General features: G+C 70.0%; 13 protein-coding genes and 1 pseudogene. 4 read left to right on the top strand and 10 right to left on the bottom strand.

Annotation, left to right across the window (positions count from 1 at the left end; translation table 11 throughout):
- Together AC5P09_RS40195 and AC5P09_RS40190 are read left to right on the top strand one after the other, a co-directional pair.
- Positions 1-903 (top strand): carbohydrate ABC transporter permease, encoded by a 903-nt coding sequence (locus tag AC5P09_RS40195; RefSeq protein ID WP_266439205.1) that lies wholly within the window; start codon positions 1-3, stop codon positions 901-903.
- A 126-nt stretch (positions 904-1,029) separates the two neighbouring features.
- Positions 1,030-2,469 carry a GH1 family beta-glucosidase gene (locus AC5P09_RS40190; protein WP_493878646.1) on the top strand — a complete coding sequence of 480 codons (1,440 nt, stop codon included), beginning with the start codon at positions 1,030-1,032 and terminating at the stop codon, positions 2,467-2,469.
- A gap of 100 nt (positions 2,470-2,569) precedes the next feature.
- Here AC5P09_RS40190 and AC5P09_RS40185 read toward each other — a convergent pair whose 3' ends face one another.
- From AC5P09_RS40185 to AC5P09_RS40175, 3 genes are read right to left on the bottom strand one after another with little or no spacing between them, the layout of a single operon-like run.
- Positions 2,570-2,989, bottom strand: coding sequence for a PIN domain nuclease (locus AC5P09_RS40185; RefSeq protein ID WP_493878645.1), 420 nt, complete (start codon positions 2,987-2,989; stop codon positions 2,570-2,572).
- Positions 2,986-3,195 carry a type II toxin-antitoxin system VapB family antitoxin gene (locus AC5P09_RS40180; protein ID WP_354714712.1) on the bottom strand — a complete coding sequence of 70 codons (210 nt, stop codon included), beginning with the start codon at positions 3,193-3,195 and terminating at the stop codon, positions 2,986-2,988. Before AC5P09_RS40180 ends, AC5P09_RS40185 begins: the two co-directional genes overlap by 4 nt.
- On the bottom strand, positions 3,192-3,641 hold the full coding sequence (locus AC5P09_RS40175) for an ATP-binding protein (RefSeq protein ID WP_493878644.1): 450 nt from the start codon (positions 3,639-3,641) through the stop codon (positions 3,192-3,194). The genes AC5P09_RS40180 and AC5P09_RS40175 overlap by 4 nt, the downstream gene beginning before the upstream one ends.
- Before the next feature lie 241 nt (positions 3,642-3,882).
- Here AC5P09_RS40175 and AC5P09_RS40170 point away from each other — a divergent pair, with 241 nt between their 5' ends.
- Positions 3,883-4,764 carry a helix-turn-helix domain-containing protein gene (locus tag AC5P09_RS40170; protein ID WP_493878643.1) on the top strand — a complete coding sequence of 294 codons (882 nt, stop codon included), beginning with the start codon at positions 3,883-3,885 and terminating at the stop codon, positions 4,762-4,764.
- Between the two features lie 11 nt (positions 4,765-4,775).
- Entirely contained in the window at positions 4,776-4,967 is a 192-nt protein-coding gene (locus AC5P09_RS40165; RefSeq protein WP_493878642.1) for a DUF397 domain-containing protein, read from the top strand.
- Here AC5P09_RS40165 and AC5P09_RS40160 read toward each other — a convergent pair.
- The 7 genes and pseudogenes from AC5P09_RS40160 to AC5P09_RS40130 form a co-directional block, all read right to left on the bottom strand.
- Positions 4,957-9,153, bottom strand: a complete 4,197-nt coding sequence (locus AC5P09_RS40160; RefSeq protein WP_493878641.1) for a trypsin-like peptidase domain-containing protein — start codon at positions 9,151-9,153, stop codon at positions 4,957-4,959. The two genes, AC5P09_RS40165 and AC5P09_RS40160, sit on opposite strands and share 11 nt — an antisense overlap.
- On the bottom strand, positions 9,137-9,448 hold the full coding sequence (locus tag AC5P09_RS40155) for a trypco2 family protein (protein ID WP_493878640.1): 312 nt from the start codon (positions 9,446-9,448) through the stop codon (positions 9,137-9,139). Before AC5P09_RS40155 ends, AC5P09_RS40160 begins: the two co-directional genes overlap by 17 nt.
- Before the next feature lie 67 nt (positions 9,449-9,515).
- Entirely contained in the window at positions 9,516-9,929 is a 414-nt protein-coding gene (locus AC5P09_RS40150) for a DNA-binding protein (RefSeq protein ID WP_493878639.1), read from the bottom strand.
- Positions 9,911-10,195 carry a hypothetical protein gene (locus AC5P09_RS40145; protein ID WP_493878638.1) on the bottom strand — a complete coding sequence of 95 codons (285 nt, stop codon included), beginning with the start codon at positions 10,193-10,195 and terminating at the stop codon, positions 9,911-9,913. The genes AC5P09_RS40150 and AC5P09_RS40145 overlap by 19 nt, the downstream gene beginning before the upstream one ends.
- A gap of 41 nt (positions 10,196-10,236) precedes the next feature.
- Complete coding sequence (locus AC5P09_RS40140) at positions 10,237-12,243, bottom strand: beta-galactosidase (protein WP_493878637.1); 2,007 nt, start codon at positions 12,241-12,243, stop codon at positions 10,237-10,239.
- Positions 12,240-13,553 carry a glycoside hydrolase family 36 protein gene (locus AC5P09_RS40135; protein WP_493878674.1) on the bottom strand — a complete coding sequence of 438 codons (1,314 nt, stop codon included), beginning with the start codon at positions 13,551-13,553 and terminating at the stop codon, positions 12,240-12,242. The genes AC5P09_RS40140 and AC5P09_RS40135 overlap by 4 nt, the downstream gene beginning before the upstream one ends.
- A gap of 26 nt (positions 13,554-13,579) precedes the next feature.
- Positions 13,580-13,726 (bottom strand): annotated as a pseudogene (locus tag AC5P09_RS40130) (carbohydrate ABC transporter permease); the annotation flags it as partial.

Genomic DNA, 13,726 nt, shown 5'->3' with positions numbered 1-13,726 from the left:
GTGACGACGACACTGACCCCGCAGGACACGACCGACGAGAAGCCCAAGCGCATACGGCGGCCCAGGTCGGCGCGCGCGGGCGGGCAGATGCACGCCGGTCCGATCGCGTACATCATCCTCGCCCTGTTCACCATCGGCTCGCTGTTCCCGCTGGTGTGGACGGCGATCGCCGCCTCGCGCGACACCCAGCGCCTGGCGCAGACGCCGCCGCCGTTCTGGTTCGGCTCGAACCTGTTCGACAACCTCGAGATCGCCTGGAACGACGCCAACCTCGGCGAGGCGTTCATCAACACCACGTTCGTGGCGGGAGTGTCGGCGGCGACCATCGTGTTCCTGTCGACGATCGCCGGGTTCGCCTTCGCCAAGCTGCGCTTCAAGGGCCGGGGCGCGATGATGCTGATCGTGATCGGCACCATGATGGTGCCGCCGCAGCTCAGCGTGATCCCCCTGTACATGATGGTCGCCGAGCTCGGCTGGACCGACCAGCTGAAGGCCGTCATCTTCCCGTCGCTGGTGAGCGCGTTCGGCGTGTTCTTCATGCGGCAGTACCTGATCCAGGCGCTGCCGGACGAGATCATCGAGGCCGCCCGGGTGGACGGCGCGAGCAGCTGGCGGGTGGTGTGGCACGTGGTGTTCCCGGCCGCACGGCCCGCGATGGCCGTCCTGGGCATGCTGATGTTCGTCCAGACGTGGAACGACTTCCTGTGGCCGTTCCTGGTCCTGACCCAGACCGGCAGCCCCACCGTCCAGGTCGCGGTCGCGGGACTCGGTCGCGGCTTCACGCCCGACCAGTCGCTGATCATGGCGGGCGCGTTGCTGGGCACGCTGCCGCTGCTGCTCGTCTTCGCCATCTTCGGCAAGCAGATCGTGGGCGGCATCATGCAGGGCGCGGTCAAGGGCTGAGGCCCGGTCCGCTGCTGCTTCCGGGGGCCGAGCCACCGCTGCCTCGGCCCCCGCTCTCTTCCTCCCCCCATTCTTCCCCCCATCCCCCGACTGTCGGTCGGCACGACCTCCTATGGGAGCGCTTCCATGCCTGAGTCCGAAACGCCGGCGACCCCGGTGACCTTTCCCCCCGCCTTCCTCTGGGGCGCCGCGACCTCCGCCTACCAGATCGAGGGGGCGGTGCGGGAGGACGGCCGTACGCCCTCCATCTGGGACACCTTCAGCCATACGCCGGGCAAGACAGCCGGCGGCGAGACCGGTGACATCGCTGTCGACCACTACCACCGCTACCGCGACGACGTGGCGATGATGGCCGGCCTCGGTCTGACCGCGTACCGGTTCTCGGTCTCCTGGTCGCGGGTGCAGCCGACGGGCCGGGGCCCGGCGGTCCAGCGTGGCCTGGACTTCTACCGCCGGCTGGTGGACGAGCTGCTCTCCGTGGGCATCAAGCCGGCCGTCACCCTCTACCACTGGGACCTGCCGCAGGAGTTGGAGGACGCGGGCGGCTGGCCCGAGCGCGACACGGCGTACCGCTTCGCCGAGTACGCGCAGATCGTCGGCGAGGCGCTCGGCGACCGGGTGGAGCAGTGGATCACCCTCAACGAGCCGTGGTGCAGCGCCTTCCTGGGCTACGCCTCCGGGGTGCACGCCCCCGGCCGTACGGACGCGGCGGCCTCGCTGAAGGCCGCGCACCACCTGAACCTGGCGCACGGTCTGGGCGCTTCCGCGTTGCGCGCCGCGATGCCGGCCCGCAACTCGGTGGCAGTGAGCCTCAACTCCTCGGTGGTCAGGCCCCTTTCGCAGGACCCTTCCGACCTGGCGGCCGCCCGGAAGATCGACGACCTCGCCAACGGCGTCTTCCACGGTCCGATGCTGCACGGCGCGTACCCGGAGACGCTGTACGCCGCGACGGAGCTGATCACGGACTGGTCGTACGTCCACGACGGCGACCTGGCGGCGATCAACCAGCCGCTGGACGCGCTGGGGCTCAACTACTACACGCCGACGCTGGTGTCGGCGGCGGACACTTCGGTGAGCGCCCCGCGCGCCGACGGCCACGGCTCCAGCTCGCAGTCCCCCTGGCCCGGCGCGGACGACGTCGCCTTCCACCAGACGCCGGGCGAGCGCACGGAGATGGGCTGGACGATCGACCCGACCGGCCTGCACGACCTGATCATGCGCTACGCACGGGAGGCGCCGGGGTTGCCTTTGTACGTGACGGAGAACGGCGCGGCCTACGACGACAAGCCCGACCCCGACGGCCGCGTCCACGACCCCGAGCGGATCGCCTACCTGCACGGCCACCTGCGGGCTGTCCGCCGCGCCATCGCGGAGGGCGCGGACGTGCGGGGCTACTACCTGTGGTCCCTGATGGACAACTTCGAGTGGGCGTACGGCTACGGGAAGCGGTTCGGGGCGGTGTACGTGGACTACGCGACGCTGGAGCGTACGCCGAAGTCGAGTGCGCTGTGGTACGGCCAAGCGGCCCGGACGGGATCGCTCCCGCCGCTGACGGTGGCCGAGTAACCACTGTTCCGGGGGGATCCGGGGAACGGGGCGCGGCATGCCGTGGGGGCGTGCCGCGCCCTCCGCTGTGCGTCTGTGTTCCCGGCCAGGGCCACCGGGGTCAGAGGCTGCCCGGGGATGCGAGCCACTGGGTCGGCTGCCCGGTGACCGAGGCGATGGTCTCGAAGTCGTTGTCGTAGTGCAGCATGGTCAGCCCCTGGAGTTCGGCCGTCGCGGCGACGAGCAGGTCCACCGCACCTGCGGAACGGTGCTGGCCCTTCTCGGTGAGTTCCCGCTGCACGTCCCAGGCGCGTGTCACGGCCCGGTCGTCGAGGAGCGTCCAGCCGAACAGCGCGTCCAGATCCTGGACCAGATCGGCCCGGTCCTCGGCGTTCCTGGCGCTGTAGAGAAACTCGACTTCGGTCAGCGGACAGCGTGCGATCAGCCCCTCTTGCAGCGGCTTCTCCCAGAGGGTGCGAGCCTGCTGTTTGAGGATGCGGACCAATGCGCTGGTGTCGATGAGGTAGGTGGCCGCGCTCATCGACGGTAGTTCTCCTTGTCCAGCAACATGTCGAAGTCACCCGCGTCCGCCCGTGCCGCGAGCCGGGCCAGTGCGAGCGCGCGCTTCTTGCGTTCGACGCCTTCCTTGAGCGCGGCGTTGACCGTGTCCTTCTTGGTCTTGGTCCCGAACGCTATGGCCGCCTCGGCCAGCAGTTCCTCGTCGATGTCGATCAGCGTCTTGGTCATGAGAGGACCTCCTGGATATCCGTTGGCGAATCCAGTATATCCACGAGCTCGAACCACGTGGCCTTGCCGCGGCCGGGACCGTGCGTGCACACGCCCCAGGCGTCGGCGCCGTGGGAGATGAGGTGTATGCCCCGGCCGTCTTCGTCGTCCTGGGCGGGGATGCGGACGGTGGGCAGGCCCGGGGCCTCGTCGCGGATGAGGATGCGGAGGCGGTGCGGGTCCCTCCAGCCGGCGAAGAGGGTGACGGGGGTGGTGCAGCCCTTGTCGGCGCAGGCGTTGATGGCGTTGGTGACGGCCTCTGAGGTCAACAGGGCAGCGGTGTCGGCGAGTTCGTGTCTTCCGGATACGGCGAGGAGGGTGCGGACCGTTTCGCGAGCGGTGCGGACCCAGGCGGGGTGGGGTGGGAAGACGAGGGAGACGTCGGTGGGGTGTGGGGGGTCGTCCATGAAGGGGCTCCTTCGGGGGGTTGGGCGCGCACGCGGTGACCAGGTCCGGGTCCTTGCCAACTGGCTTGAGGGCGGGGGTGCTTCCTCGTAGCGCGGGGTGGTTGGGTTGTCGTCGACCGTAGGGAACGTGTTCACTGAGTTGCAACCGTTTCCGAGCACTGTCACCGTTGTGGGTGACATGCGAACAACCTTGTGGACCAAGGAAGTTCGGCTGTGCAGACTGCGTCGGAGGAGGTCACACATGCCACCCAGGAGTAACCCCAGCGAGCGCCAACGCCGCCTCGGCCTGGAACTCCGCAAGCTGCGCAGCCGCGCAGGGCTGTCCGGCGACCAGGCCGGCGCCCTGCTCGACGCGGACCGCACGCGGATCAGCAACATCGAAGCGGGGCGCATCGACGTCTCGCGCAACCGGCTGTACAAGCTGCTGCGCGAGTACGGCTGCCCACCGGGCCCGCTGTTCGAGGGGATCATGGCGATGGCCCAGGAGCGCGGCACGGGGTGGTGGGACGAGTTCAAGGACACCGCCGGTCCCATGGCCCGGGATCTCGCCGAGCTCGAATCGCGCTCGACCGTCCTGCGCGCACACGAGCCACTGTTCATCCCCGGCATGTTCCAGACCGAGGAGTACGCCCGCGCCGTGCTGAGCGAGACGGAGGACGACGCTCAACGGGCCGAGCGGTACGTCCAGTTCCGCATGGCCCGGCAACGCGTTCTGGCCGGGAACGCTCCCGTCACCTATCGCGCGGTCATCCATGAGGCCGCCCTTCACACCCAGATGGGCGGCCCGAGAGTGATGCGCCGACAGCTTCTGAGGCTGATCGAAGTGTCGAGGCTGCCCCACGTGACCGTGCAGATCTTTCCTTTCGAGGCGGGCTCCTACTCCGCGTACAGCGGCTCGTTCGCCATCTTCGGAGGTGCGACCCCCGAGTTGGACACGGTCTACCTGGAGCACCCGCGGAACTCGCTCTTCCTGCGGGATGGAGAACACCTCGACGAGTACGCCAAAATGTTCGAGCGACTCTCGGAGCTGGCGCTGGCGCCGGTCGACCCGGAATCGACACCGGAGTCACACGAGTCACGGGACTCTCTGAGCCTCATCCAGCACGTCATGTACGCCCTGTGAAAGGAACCGCCATGTACCAACTCCACTGGCAGAAGTCCTCGTTCAGTGGGGGCGGCGAGGGCAACTGCATAGAACTGGCGTCGGCCATTCCGCACCGAATCCACCTCCGCGAAAGCGACCACCCGCACGAGATAGCCTCGACCACGCCCCGTGCCCTGGCCAGCCTCCTGCACGCCGTCAAGGTGGGAACCCTCAGTCGCTGAACCCCAAGTGGGTGAAGACGACGTCCCGTACCCGGAGGACCGCATCGAGATCGATCTCGGCGAGCACGGGGACCGCGTGGTGCCACCCCTCCGGGGTGAGGGCCTCCGTGAGGAGGGCCCTTGCGCGGGGAAGGTCGGGGCCGAACGGGGGCGGAAACAGGACGGTGACCAGACGGCGGGCGAGCAGCGTGATGTTGAAATACGCGGATGTGTCGGGTGGAGCCGGTACACGGTCGCCGGGCAGCGAGGCGGCGTACGCGGCGAGGTGGGCGAAGACCTCCGCACGATGCTCCTCGTTCGCTCCGCGCCGGGCCATGGTTCGGGCTGCCTCGTGGTCGCCGAGCACGGCGTAGCCGAAGGCCGCTCCGCTCACTTCCCAGGAATGGGGCCACCCTGGTTGCACCACTTTCGAAACCACCGCGTCGAGGCGGCTGCGGGCAGCGGCGGGGTCGACTACGGCGATCAGCAAACTGAACAGCACTTCTCTGCCGGTTGACGTCTTCTCGTCGTAGTACTCGCCCACGGCGTCGTACTCGCGTATGACATCCAAGAGCTGCGGAACGTGCGCACCGGGGTCGCCGTCGCGGGGTGCCACAGCGACGAGCAGCCGTGCGCAGTACGGCACGGGATCACCGCGCATGCCGTCCAGGACGTCGTCCACCAGCCGAAGCGCCAGTTCCGGGGCGTGCGGCCACAGACCCGCGGCGGCCTCGTCACAGGCATGCTCATGGACGTACCCTCTCGACGGTCCGTCTTCCCGCACGAGTCCCTCAAGGACATCCGCGACGCGTTCCGCCGCGCCCGCCCACGCCAGTGCCTTAATGGCAGTCGTCATAGAGGATTGGGACCCGGAGTGATCGTCGAGCGCGAACGACAGGTCGACGGCCTCCCCGGCGAGACGCAGCGCCCGGCCGGGATCGCTGCCCGCGACGGCCAGGGACACGACGGCCATGCCCCAGGCACGCACATGGGACTCACTGATCGCCGCCAGGAGTCGCTCCGCCTCATCGGGCCAACCGGCGGTGGCGAGGGCACCCGCCAAAGCGGCGAGACGTTCCTGAGCAGCCCGGGAAACCGGGGCGGCCGTTGGCTGACGCCCGTGCTCCGCCGTGCGGAGCAGTTCCAGCGATCGCCGCTGATCATCGGCGGCGAAGTGGCGGGCGAGAGCGATGAGCGCTACAGCGACCTCCCACCGTGACAGGCCTCTCGGTGAGGAGTACTCCTCGGCAAGCAGCACGGCCACCAACGGCTCGGTGGCACCGGCTCTCGCGAGGAGCTCGGCGACCCGCCGGATGGCGTCGTCGACCTTGCCGTAGGAAACCGGGTAATTCCGGAGCTTTTCCAGTGCCGCCCAGGCCTCGGCCACCGCGCCCCTGCGGGCCCATCCTTCGGCGACCATCGACCAGGTGAACGCTTGTGCTTCCCGGATGCCGGTATGGCTGACGGACTCCGCGAGCCGTTGGGCATCCGTCATCCGATCCGTGGCGACGAGTGCACACACATCGCCTTTCGTCCCCCGCCCCTCACCCCCCTGCTCGCCCCCGTTCAATTTCGCCGCGGCCAGCCAGGCCAGCTTCTCGGCCTCGCTGGGGCGCTTGTCGCGCAGGGCCACCGAGGCGGCTGCGGGCAGGTTCTCGAAGTCGCTCGTGTCGCGCTGGGCGAGCCCGACCACCGAACCGTAGAGCCGTGTCGCGTCATCGGGGAAGCCCCGGCCCGACCACACCTCTGCGATGCTCGCCAGAACGCGCATACGATCGGGGAGGAAACTGATCCGCTCGGCGGACTCCTCCGCCAGCCGGAGCAGGTCAGCCGCGTCCGCCGGGTTCCGGAGCACGCCGGCGGTCATGCCCAGCTCCTTGACGAACTCCTCGGCGCCCGGGACCTCGCCCGTTCGGCGCATTTCGCGGAACCCTCGCATCGCCTCTTCCTGGCGGCCCGCCAGCGCCAGGGCCGTCGCCCGCATACCCCGCGCCACCGCGACAGCCTCGATGAGCTGGGGCAACGGTGCCACGTCCACCAGCTCCTCCATCACCAGCACCGCCTCCTCCGCCAGCCCCACCGCCCGCCGGTCACCCGCCTCCGCCAAGACGCGTGCCACTCCGAGCACCGCCTGGGCGCGGCGATAGGGCTCGAAGACGCTGCGCGCGAGGCCAATGGCCTGCCGAACCCGCCCGAGGCGCGCGTACACGGCCGGAATGTCCGGATGCAGCGACTCATTGCGCCGGGCCACCAGATCCCCCGCCGCCGCGAGCGCCGCAAACGCCCCCAGGTCGTCAGGCGTGACCCGCCGAACCGTCTCCCGCCCCGCCGCGATCTCCGCGAGACACGCCGCATCGCTCCCCGTCGCCTCCCGCAGCCGATCCCGTCGTCGGGGATCCGTGGCGAGGGCCGTGACCAGACCCGCGTCCTGGAAAAGCGCGACCAGACGGCCGTACGGCTGGAGCAGATACAGCGGAGTGTCCTCGGGCCACCCCCGGCGCTCGTACGTCTCCGCCCAGGCGTGCAGGCGCTCCAGGTACGCGTCCACGTCCGGTCCGAATTCGTCCTGGGCGGCGACGAGGAGCGTTTCGTGGGCGAAGAGGTAGCCGCGGCTGATCACATACAAGGTCACATCGCCGCCGCTGTCAGGACCGCCGCCACCCCGCTCACGCAAGATGCGGCCGAACACACTCCCGAGCCGCTGCCTCAGCGTGTAGACAGGCTCGCCCGTCAGTTCGCGCAGGTCCTCGACCGTGAGGGTGCCGCGCGCGGCGGTGAGCAGGCCGACCACGTCTCGCTCCAACTGGTCTCCGGCCAGAGCGCGTTGGAGGTCATGCTTGGCCTCGTACTCGGTATGGCGAGCCGCCGACGAGGTGGAGAGCTGCACGACCGGGCAGTGGCGCAGCGGGTGTCCGCCCCTGACGTCCGGCGGAATGCCGGGGCTCGGCCGACTGGTCACCAGGACGCGGACGTTCGGCGGGAGGCGTTCGGGCAGGAGGGAGGCGATGCTGGTGCCCGTGCCGCCGGGCACCCGGGACTGGTCCTCGTCCAGACCGTCGACGAGTAGGAGCAGGGTGCCGCCGTCCTCGGCGACCCGTTCCGCAGCCTGGCGCAGCAGCAGCCGGCGTTCGCCGTCGCGGGCGGCCAGGGAGCCCGTAGTAGCCGGTTCGCGGCCCGTGATCGTCGCGAGCTGGTCGATGACCGCCGCCGTGTACGCGTCGCCGTCCGACTGGCCGGCAAAGCGCGCGGTGATGAAGAAACAGACCGGGACGACGCCCTGGGGCGGATGCAGGGCGAACCATGCCGCGAGGGCCGTCTTGCCGGCCCAGGGCGGTCCCTGGAGCCAGAGGTACTGGTTGGAGCTGTCGGAGCTGCCGCAGAACGCGACGAGGTCGCGGAATTCAGTACCCCTGTCCGTCAGTTCCTCGGGAGCGATGTCGGCGAGTAGCGCGCGGTAGACCTCCTGGATGAGGTCGGGCCCGGCGGCCGGTATGGCGTCCGGCAGGGATTCCGGGCGCAGTGCGCAGCCCAACTCCTTTTCCAACGACGCCAGTTCCGCCGCCGACAGCTTCTCGGCCCAACGGTCCGCCCGGCTCGCCGCGATACGGCCAGGACCATCGGACCGGTGGTGACGGCTGACTACTCCGACGAGGCGCCCGTTGGCGAGGACAGCCGCGCCGGACATCCCCTCCCACGCGTCCCGCTCGGGGTCCGGGTCGTCCGCCGGAGGCGAGGCGACGCGGAGATCGAGCGTGCCCTCGCGTCGGTTGGACAGCACCGCGCAGGTCGCGTGCACGTGCTCCGCGTCGCGGAAGCGTGAACCGTCGTCGTCCGTACGGAGTTTGAAGCGCGGGAAGCCGAGAGCAGTGCAGCGCAGTACGGCGTCCTTCTCGCCGACGCGGCCGTACGCGACACGATCGGTGTCCGCGCTGACCAGACCATCCGGGCGGCTGAGTCTCAGTACGGCGATGTCGATGCCCTCATGCCGCCACGCCACGCGCGCCTCGACGGCCCACTCGCCAGGCCGGTCGGCCTGGAAGCGCACCCGTACGCCCGCCGCGCCCTTGACGACATGCGCGGCGGTCAGCACCCGGCCCGAAGAAACCAGGTAACCCGAACCGCGTCGCCCCGCGCCCCCGTCCGGCAGAACGACGATGACCTCGGCGACCCGCTCCGCCCGCAGCCCCTGTTCAGCGCTCCCCGTCAACCTCGCCGCCCGTGATCAGCACTGTCCGCGCCGCGCTTCCGTCCGCCGGTACGACCTTGGGGGTCAGGGTCACCGTGATCCGCTGCGTCTGTGCGTGCGCGTACTTGCCGTTCGCCCCGGCATCGACGACCCACAGCCGGACCTTGGCGTCGGCGCCCGCCTCACGTGTGACGGCGACGGTCGCCTCGACCTCCACGGGACCGAGTTCGAACCGCACGGCCTCGCCCGCTCCGTCCGCCACGGCAGCGGTCAACTGCTGCCTCAACTCGCGGATCATGTCGGACAGTTCGATCACACTTCCCCCTTGCGCCACGGTGACCAGATGGTACAAGCCCCACCCCGGGCGAGGTTCTGAATATCGACTACACCGCGACCAGCCGCACGTTGTCCCCGCAGAGCTTGGACATGTCATCGATGTCCGAGGTGAGCATGACGACCGGGCGGCGCTGCCGTCGCGCCATCTCGGCCACGGCGGCGTCGATCGCGTACTTGTGACCATGCAACCCGGCATTGATCAGCAAGGCGGAAGCGGTCTTCGCCTCGTCGTCGCCGACGGGAACGATCCTCGTACCGGACAGCACCCAGGCCAGCCGCACCTTGTCGGTCCGACGATGGACCGACTCGATGATCGTGAGCGCGCTGACGACCACTTCCAAGCTCCGCCTGCGCGCCTCCGCGACGAGGGCCACGACAGGCTCGTGGTCACCGACGAGTTTCGACAGGCCCTCACAGTCGAGGACGAGCGCGCCTTCATGGCTCAGCTTGCGGCGGGCCACTGGCCCTCCTCGGCGAACACCTCGTCGAAGACCCGCCGGGCCCGCCCCTGTTCCTGCTCGGAGATCGGGCCGTTGCGGTGTTCGTAGCCCGCCAGGTACTCGTCAAGAATCTGGCCACGCAATTCGCGCTCCACCGCCTCGGTGATGAACGCGGAGAACTCGCGCTTGCCGACCCGCTGACGGATCGCCTCGGCCGTCCCTTCCGGGAGGGAGAGGCTTACTCGGGTGGCAGGCCCTTCGCCGACGCCGTACGAGGTCTCATCCATGGAGCCAGATTATCAAACGAGTAGGAATCCAGTCCGGTCAATCACTCCTGCGGCTCCCGGACGACTACGACATCCCCCGCTGCGACGATGACCCTGCCGCCCTCGACGGGCTTGCCCGCCAGCAGGTCCGTGGCACCGGCCGAGACCTCGACCTCGGCGGACCGGTCACCGTGGTTGATCAGGAAGAGGTAGCCGGCGTCCGCGCCGCGTCGCAGCACCGCCTCCACCCCGTCCGGCGTCACCCGCACCGGCGTCACACCGGCCTCCGTGCAGATACGGTCCAGCAGGTCGGCCAGCGTCGACGGATCCGGCAGGGTCGCCAGGTACCAGGTCGTGCCCGTGCCGCAGGCATTGCGCGTTACCGCCGGCACTCCGGTCAGCGGGCCGGACGCAAACGACGTCACCGCCTCCGCGCCGTCCAGGCGCACGCGCTCCGACCACACCGACGCCGTGCTGCCCTCGCTCAGGCCCACCGACTCGCCCGGCAGCAGCGGGAAGAGTTCGTCACTCCGCACGCCCAGCGCCTCGCGGAACGCCCCCGGGTAACCCCCCAGCCGCACATGGCAGTTCTCGTCGACGGCCCCGCTGTGGAAGCCGACCGCCAGCGTGCCGCCGCCCTCCGCGAAGCGCGTCAGGTTCGCCGCGCCCTCGTCGTCGACGAGGTACAGGCTCGGAGCCAGCACCACCCGGTACGCCGAGAGATCCGTGTCCGGGCGGACGAAGTCCACCGCCACGCCCGCCCGCCACAGCGGCTCGTACCAGGCGCGGACGAGGTCCTGGAAGCGGACCTCGCCGCTGGGCTGTGACGGCAGTTCGACGGACCACCAGGCGTTCCAGTCCCAGACGATGGCCACGGATGCCGTGCCCGAGCTGCCGCGCACCTCCGCCAGCGCCTTCAGGTCGGCGCCGAGTGCGACCACGTCCCGCCAGATCTGGCTGTCCGTGCCCGCGTGCGGCAGCATCGCCGAGTGCCACTGCTCGGCGCCCGCCTTGGCGGCCCGCCACTGGAAGTAGGCGATGCCGTCCGCCCCACGCGCCACGTGGGCGAGGGCGTTGCGGCGCAACTCGCCCGCGGTCTTCGCCCGGTTGACCGGCTGCCAGTTCACCGCGCCCGTCGAGTGCTCCATCAGCAGCCAGGGACGGCCGCCCGCCAGCGAGCGCACCAGGTCGCCGCTCAGCGCGATGTCGATCTCCGACTCCGGGTCCGTGGACTGGAGGTAGTGGTCGTTCGAGACGATGTCCAGTTCGGGGGCCCACCGCCAGTAGTCCAGGGCGTCGAAGTTGTACATCACCATGAAGTTGGTGGTGGCGGGGATCGACGGGTCCGCTGCCCTCAGCACCTCGCGCTCCGCCTTGTACAGCGACAGCAGCGCGTCCGAGCAGAAGCGGCGCCAGTCCAGTTGGTGTGTGGGGTTGGGGACGGCGCCCGTCGCGCGCGGCGGGATGATCTCGTCCCAGTCGTAGTACCACTGGCTCCAGAAGGTGGTGCCCCAGGCGCGGTTGAGCGCCGCCAGGTCATCGGCGTACTTCTCCCGCAGCCAGCCCCGGAACGCCTCCGCGCTCGCCTCGCAGTAGCACTCCGCGTTGTGGCAGCCGTACTCGTTGTGGATGTGCCACATCACCACGGCCGGGTGATCGGCGTACCGCGCGGCCAGTTCGCCCGTGATCCGCAGGGCGGCCTCGCGGTAGGCGGGGCTGCTCGGGCAGAACGTCTGGCGGCTGCCGTACGACAGTCCGCGGCCGTCCCGGTCCACCGGCAGCGCCTCCGGGTGCGCGCGGAAGAACCACGCCGGTGGGGCCGCCGTCGGCGTCGCCAGGTCGGCGGCGATGCCGTTCTCGTGGAGCAGGGCGAGGATCCTGTCGAGGCGCGAGAAGTCGTACTCGCCCTCGCGCGGCTCCAGCAGCGCCCACGCGAAGATGTTGACGCTGACCATGGTGACGCCGGCCTCGCGCATGAGGCGTACGTCCTCGGCCCAGACCTCCTCGGGCCACTGCTCGGGGTTGTAGTCACCGCCGTAGGCGATACCCGGAACCTTCAAGGTGCTCAACGGTCGACTCCTGTCAGAAGACGGCGCGTCGTCTCCACGCCCCACTGGTCCAGCGACAGCAGCCGGTCGCTGGACGCCATCAGGCCGCCCGTCGCCTCGACGTGCGCCGCCCACCGCTCCCGGGTCTCCACCGCGGGGCGGGCCATCAGGCAGTCGGGGTCGTTGATCCAGAGGCGGCCGTGCTGCCACTGGCGGCCGGCGCCGGTGAACTCGGCGGGGTCCTGGCCGGGTTGGGAGTAGTCGTCGGCCTCGGGGCGGCGGTGCGGGGCCGTGTCGGGGCTGACCCGCATCGCGTCGAACAGGCCGATGGAGGGGAGGATGGGTGCGCCGCAGCCCAGCAGGTAGGCGTCCTCGCCGATCGCGTCGCGGATCAGTTCGATGCCGGAGCGGTACGCCTGGAGAGCGTCCACAGATGAGTGCCGTACGCCGTCCAGGGCGCCCGCGTACAGGAAGTCGACCTTGAAGTAGTCGTAGCCCTCGGCGCGCAGCGTCGTGTAGACGGAGGTCAGGTACTCCGCCGCGGCCGGGTGGGTCGTGTCGAGGATGCTCAGGTCGTGGCCCCAGTTGCGACCCGCGTGCGCGAAGCCGCCGTCCGGGTCGCGGACCAGCCAGTCGGGGTGCTCGGCGGCCAGGTCGCTCGCCGGGTCGACGAGGAAGGGTGCCGTCCAGATGCCCGCCCTGCGGCCGCGCGCCCGGATCGCATCGGCTATCCCGGCCCGCGAGCGGAAACGGCCCGAGAGGGTGAGCCAGTCACCCAGCGCCTTCTGGTAGCCGTCGTCGATCTGGACGACGTCGACGGGCAGGTCGAGGGTGTCCATCGCACGCAGGTTCTCGTGGATGTCGTCCTCGGTGACGGCGGTGAAGTACTCATACCAGGAGCACCAGACCGTGGGTGCCGGTCTCGGGGCCGCGCCCCCGAGACCGGCGGCCCAGTCCGCCAGCGTCGCCTGGATGTCCGTACCCGTGAACTCCTTCACCGGGCCGTCGGCGCTGATCTCCGCCGTGTCGCCCTCGACGAGCAGGCGGATCGACGGGACCTCCGTCAGCGGCTCCGCCGCCGCCCACAGCCGGACCGGCGATCCGTCACCCGGGTCGAGGGCGAGCAGGCCCTCGCCCTGGAAAGTGCCGTCAGGAACGGTGACGCCCGGCCGGTAGCAGACCGTCGCCCAGTTGTCGTTCGTCGGACGGTACGGCTTGTCGCCGAGGGCGTAGGCGCCGCTGGGGCTCCAGGACTGCCAGCCCTCCTCGTGGACGCGGGCGGTGCGTGGGTCCACGGACACGGAGGCGACCGGGGTGAAGAGGTTGTGCACGGAGATCTCTTTCAAGCGGGGGGCGGTCAGCCCTTGTTGGCGCCCAGGGTCAGTCCGCTGACGAACTGGCGTTGGAGCACGAAGTAGACGATCAGCGTGGGGATCGCGGTGAGCAGGGCGCCGGCGGCGACCAGGTTGGGGTCGGTGAAGTACGCCCCGGTGAGGTTGTTCAG

Source organism: Streptomyces sp. a15, assembly GCF_059026085.1.
Note: the sequence above shows the minus strand (reverse complement) of the source record. Positions and strands in the feature narration are given on the sequence as shown.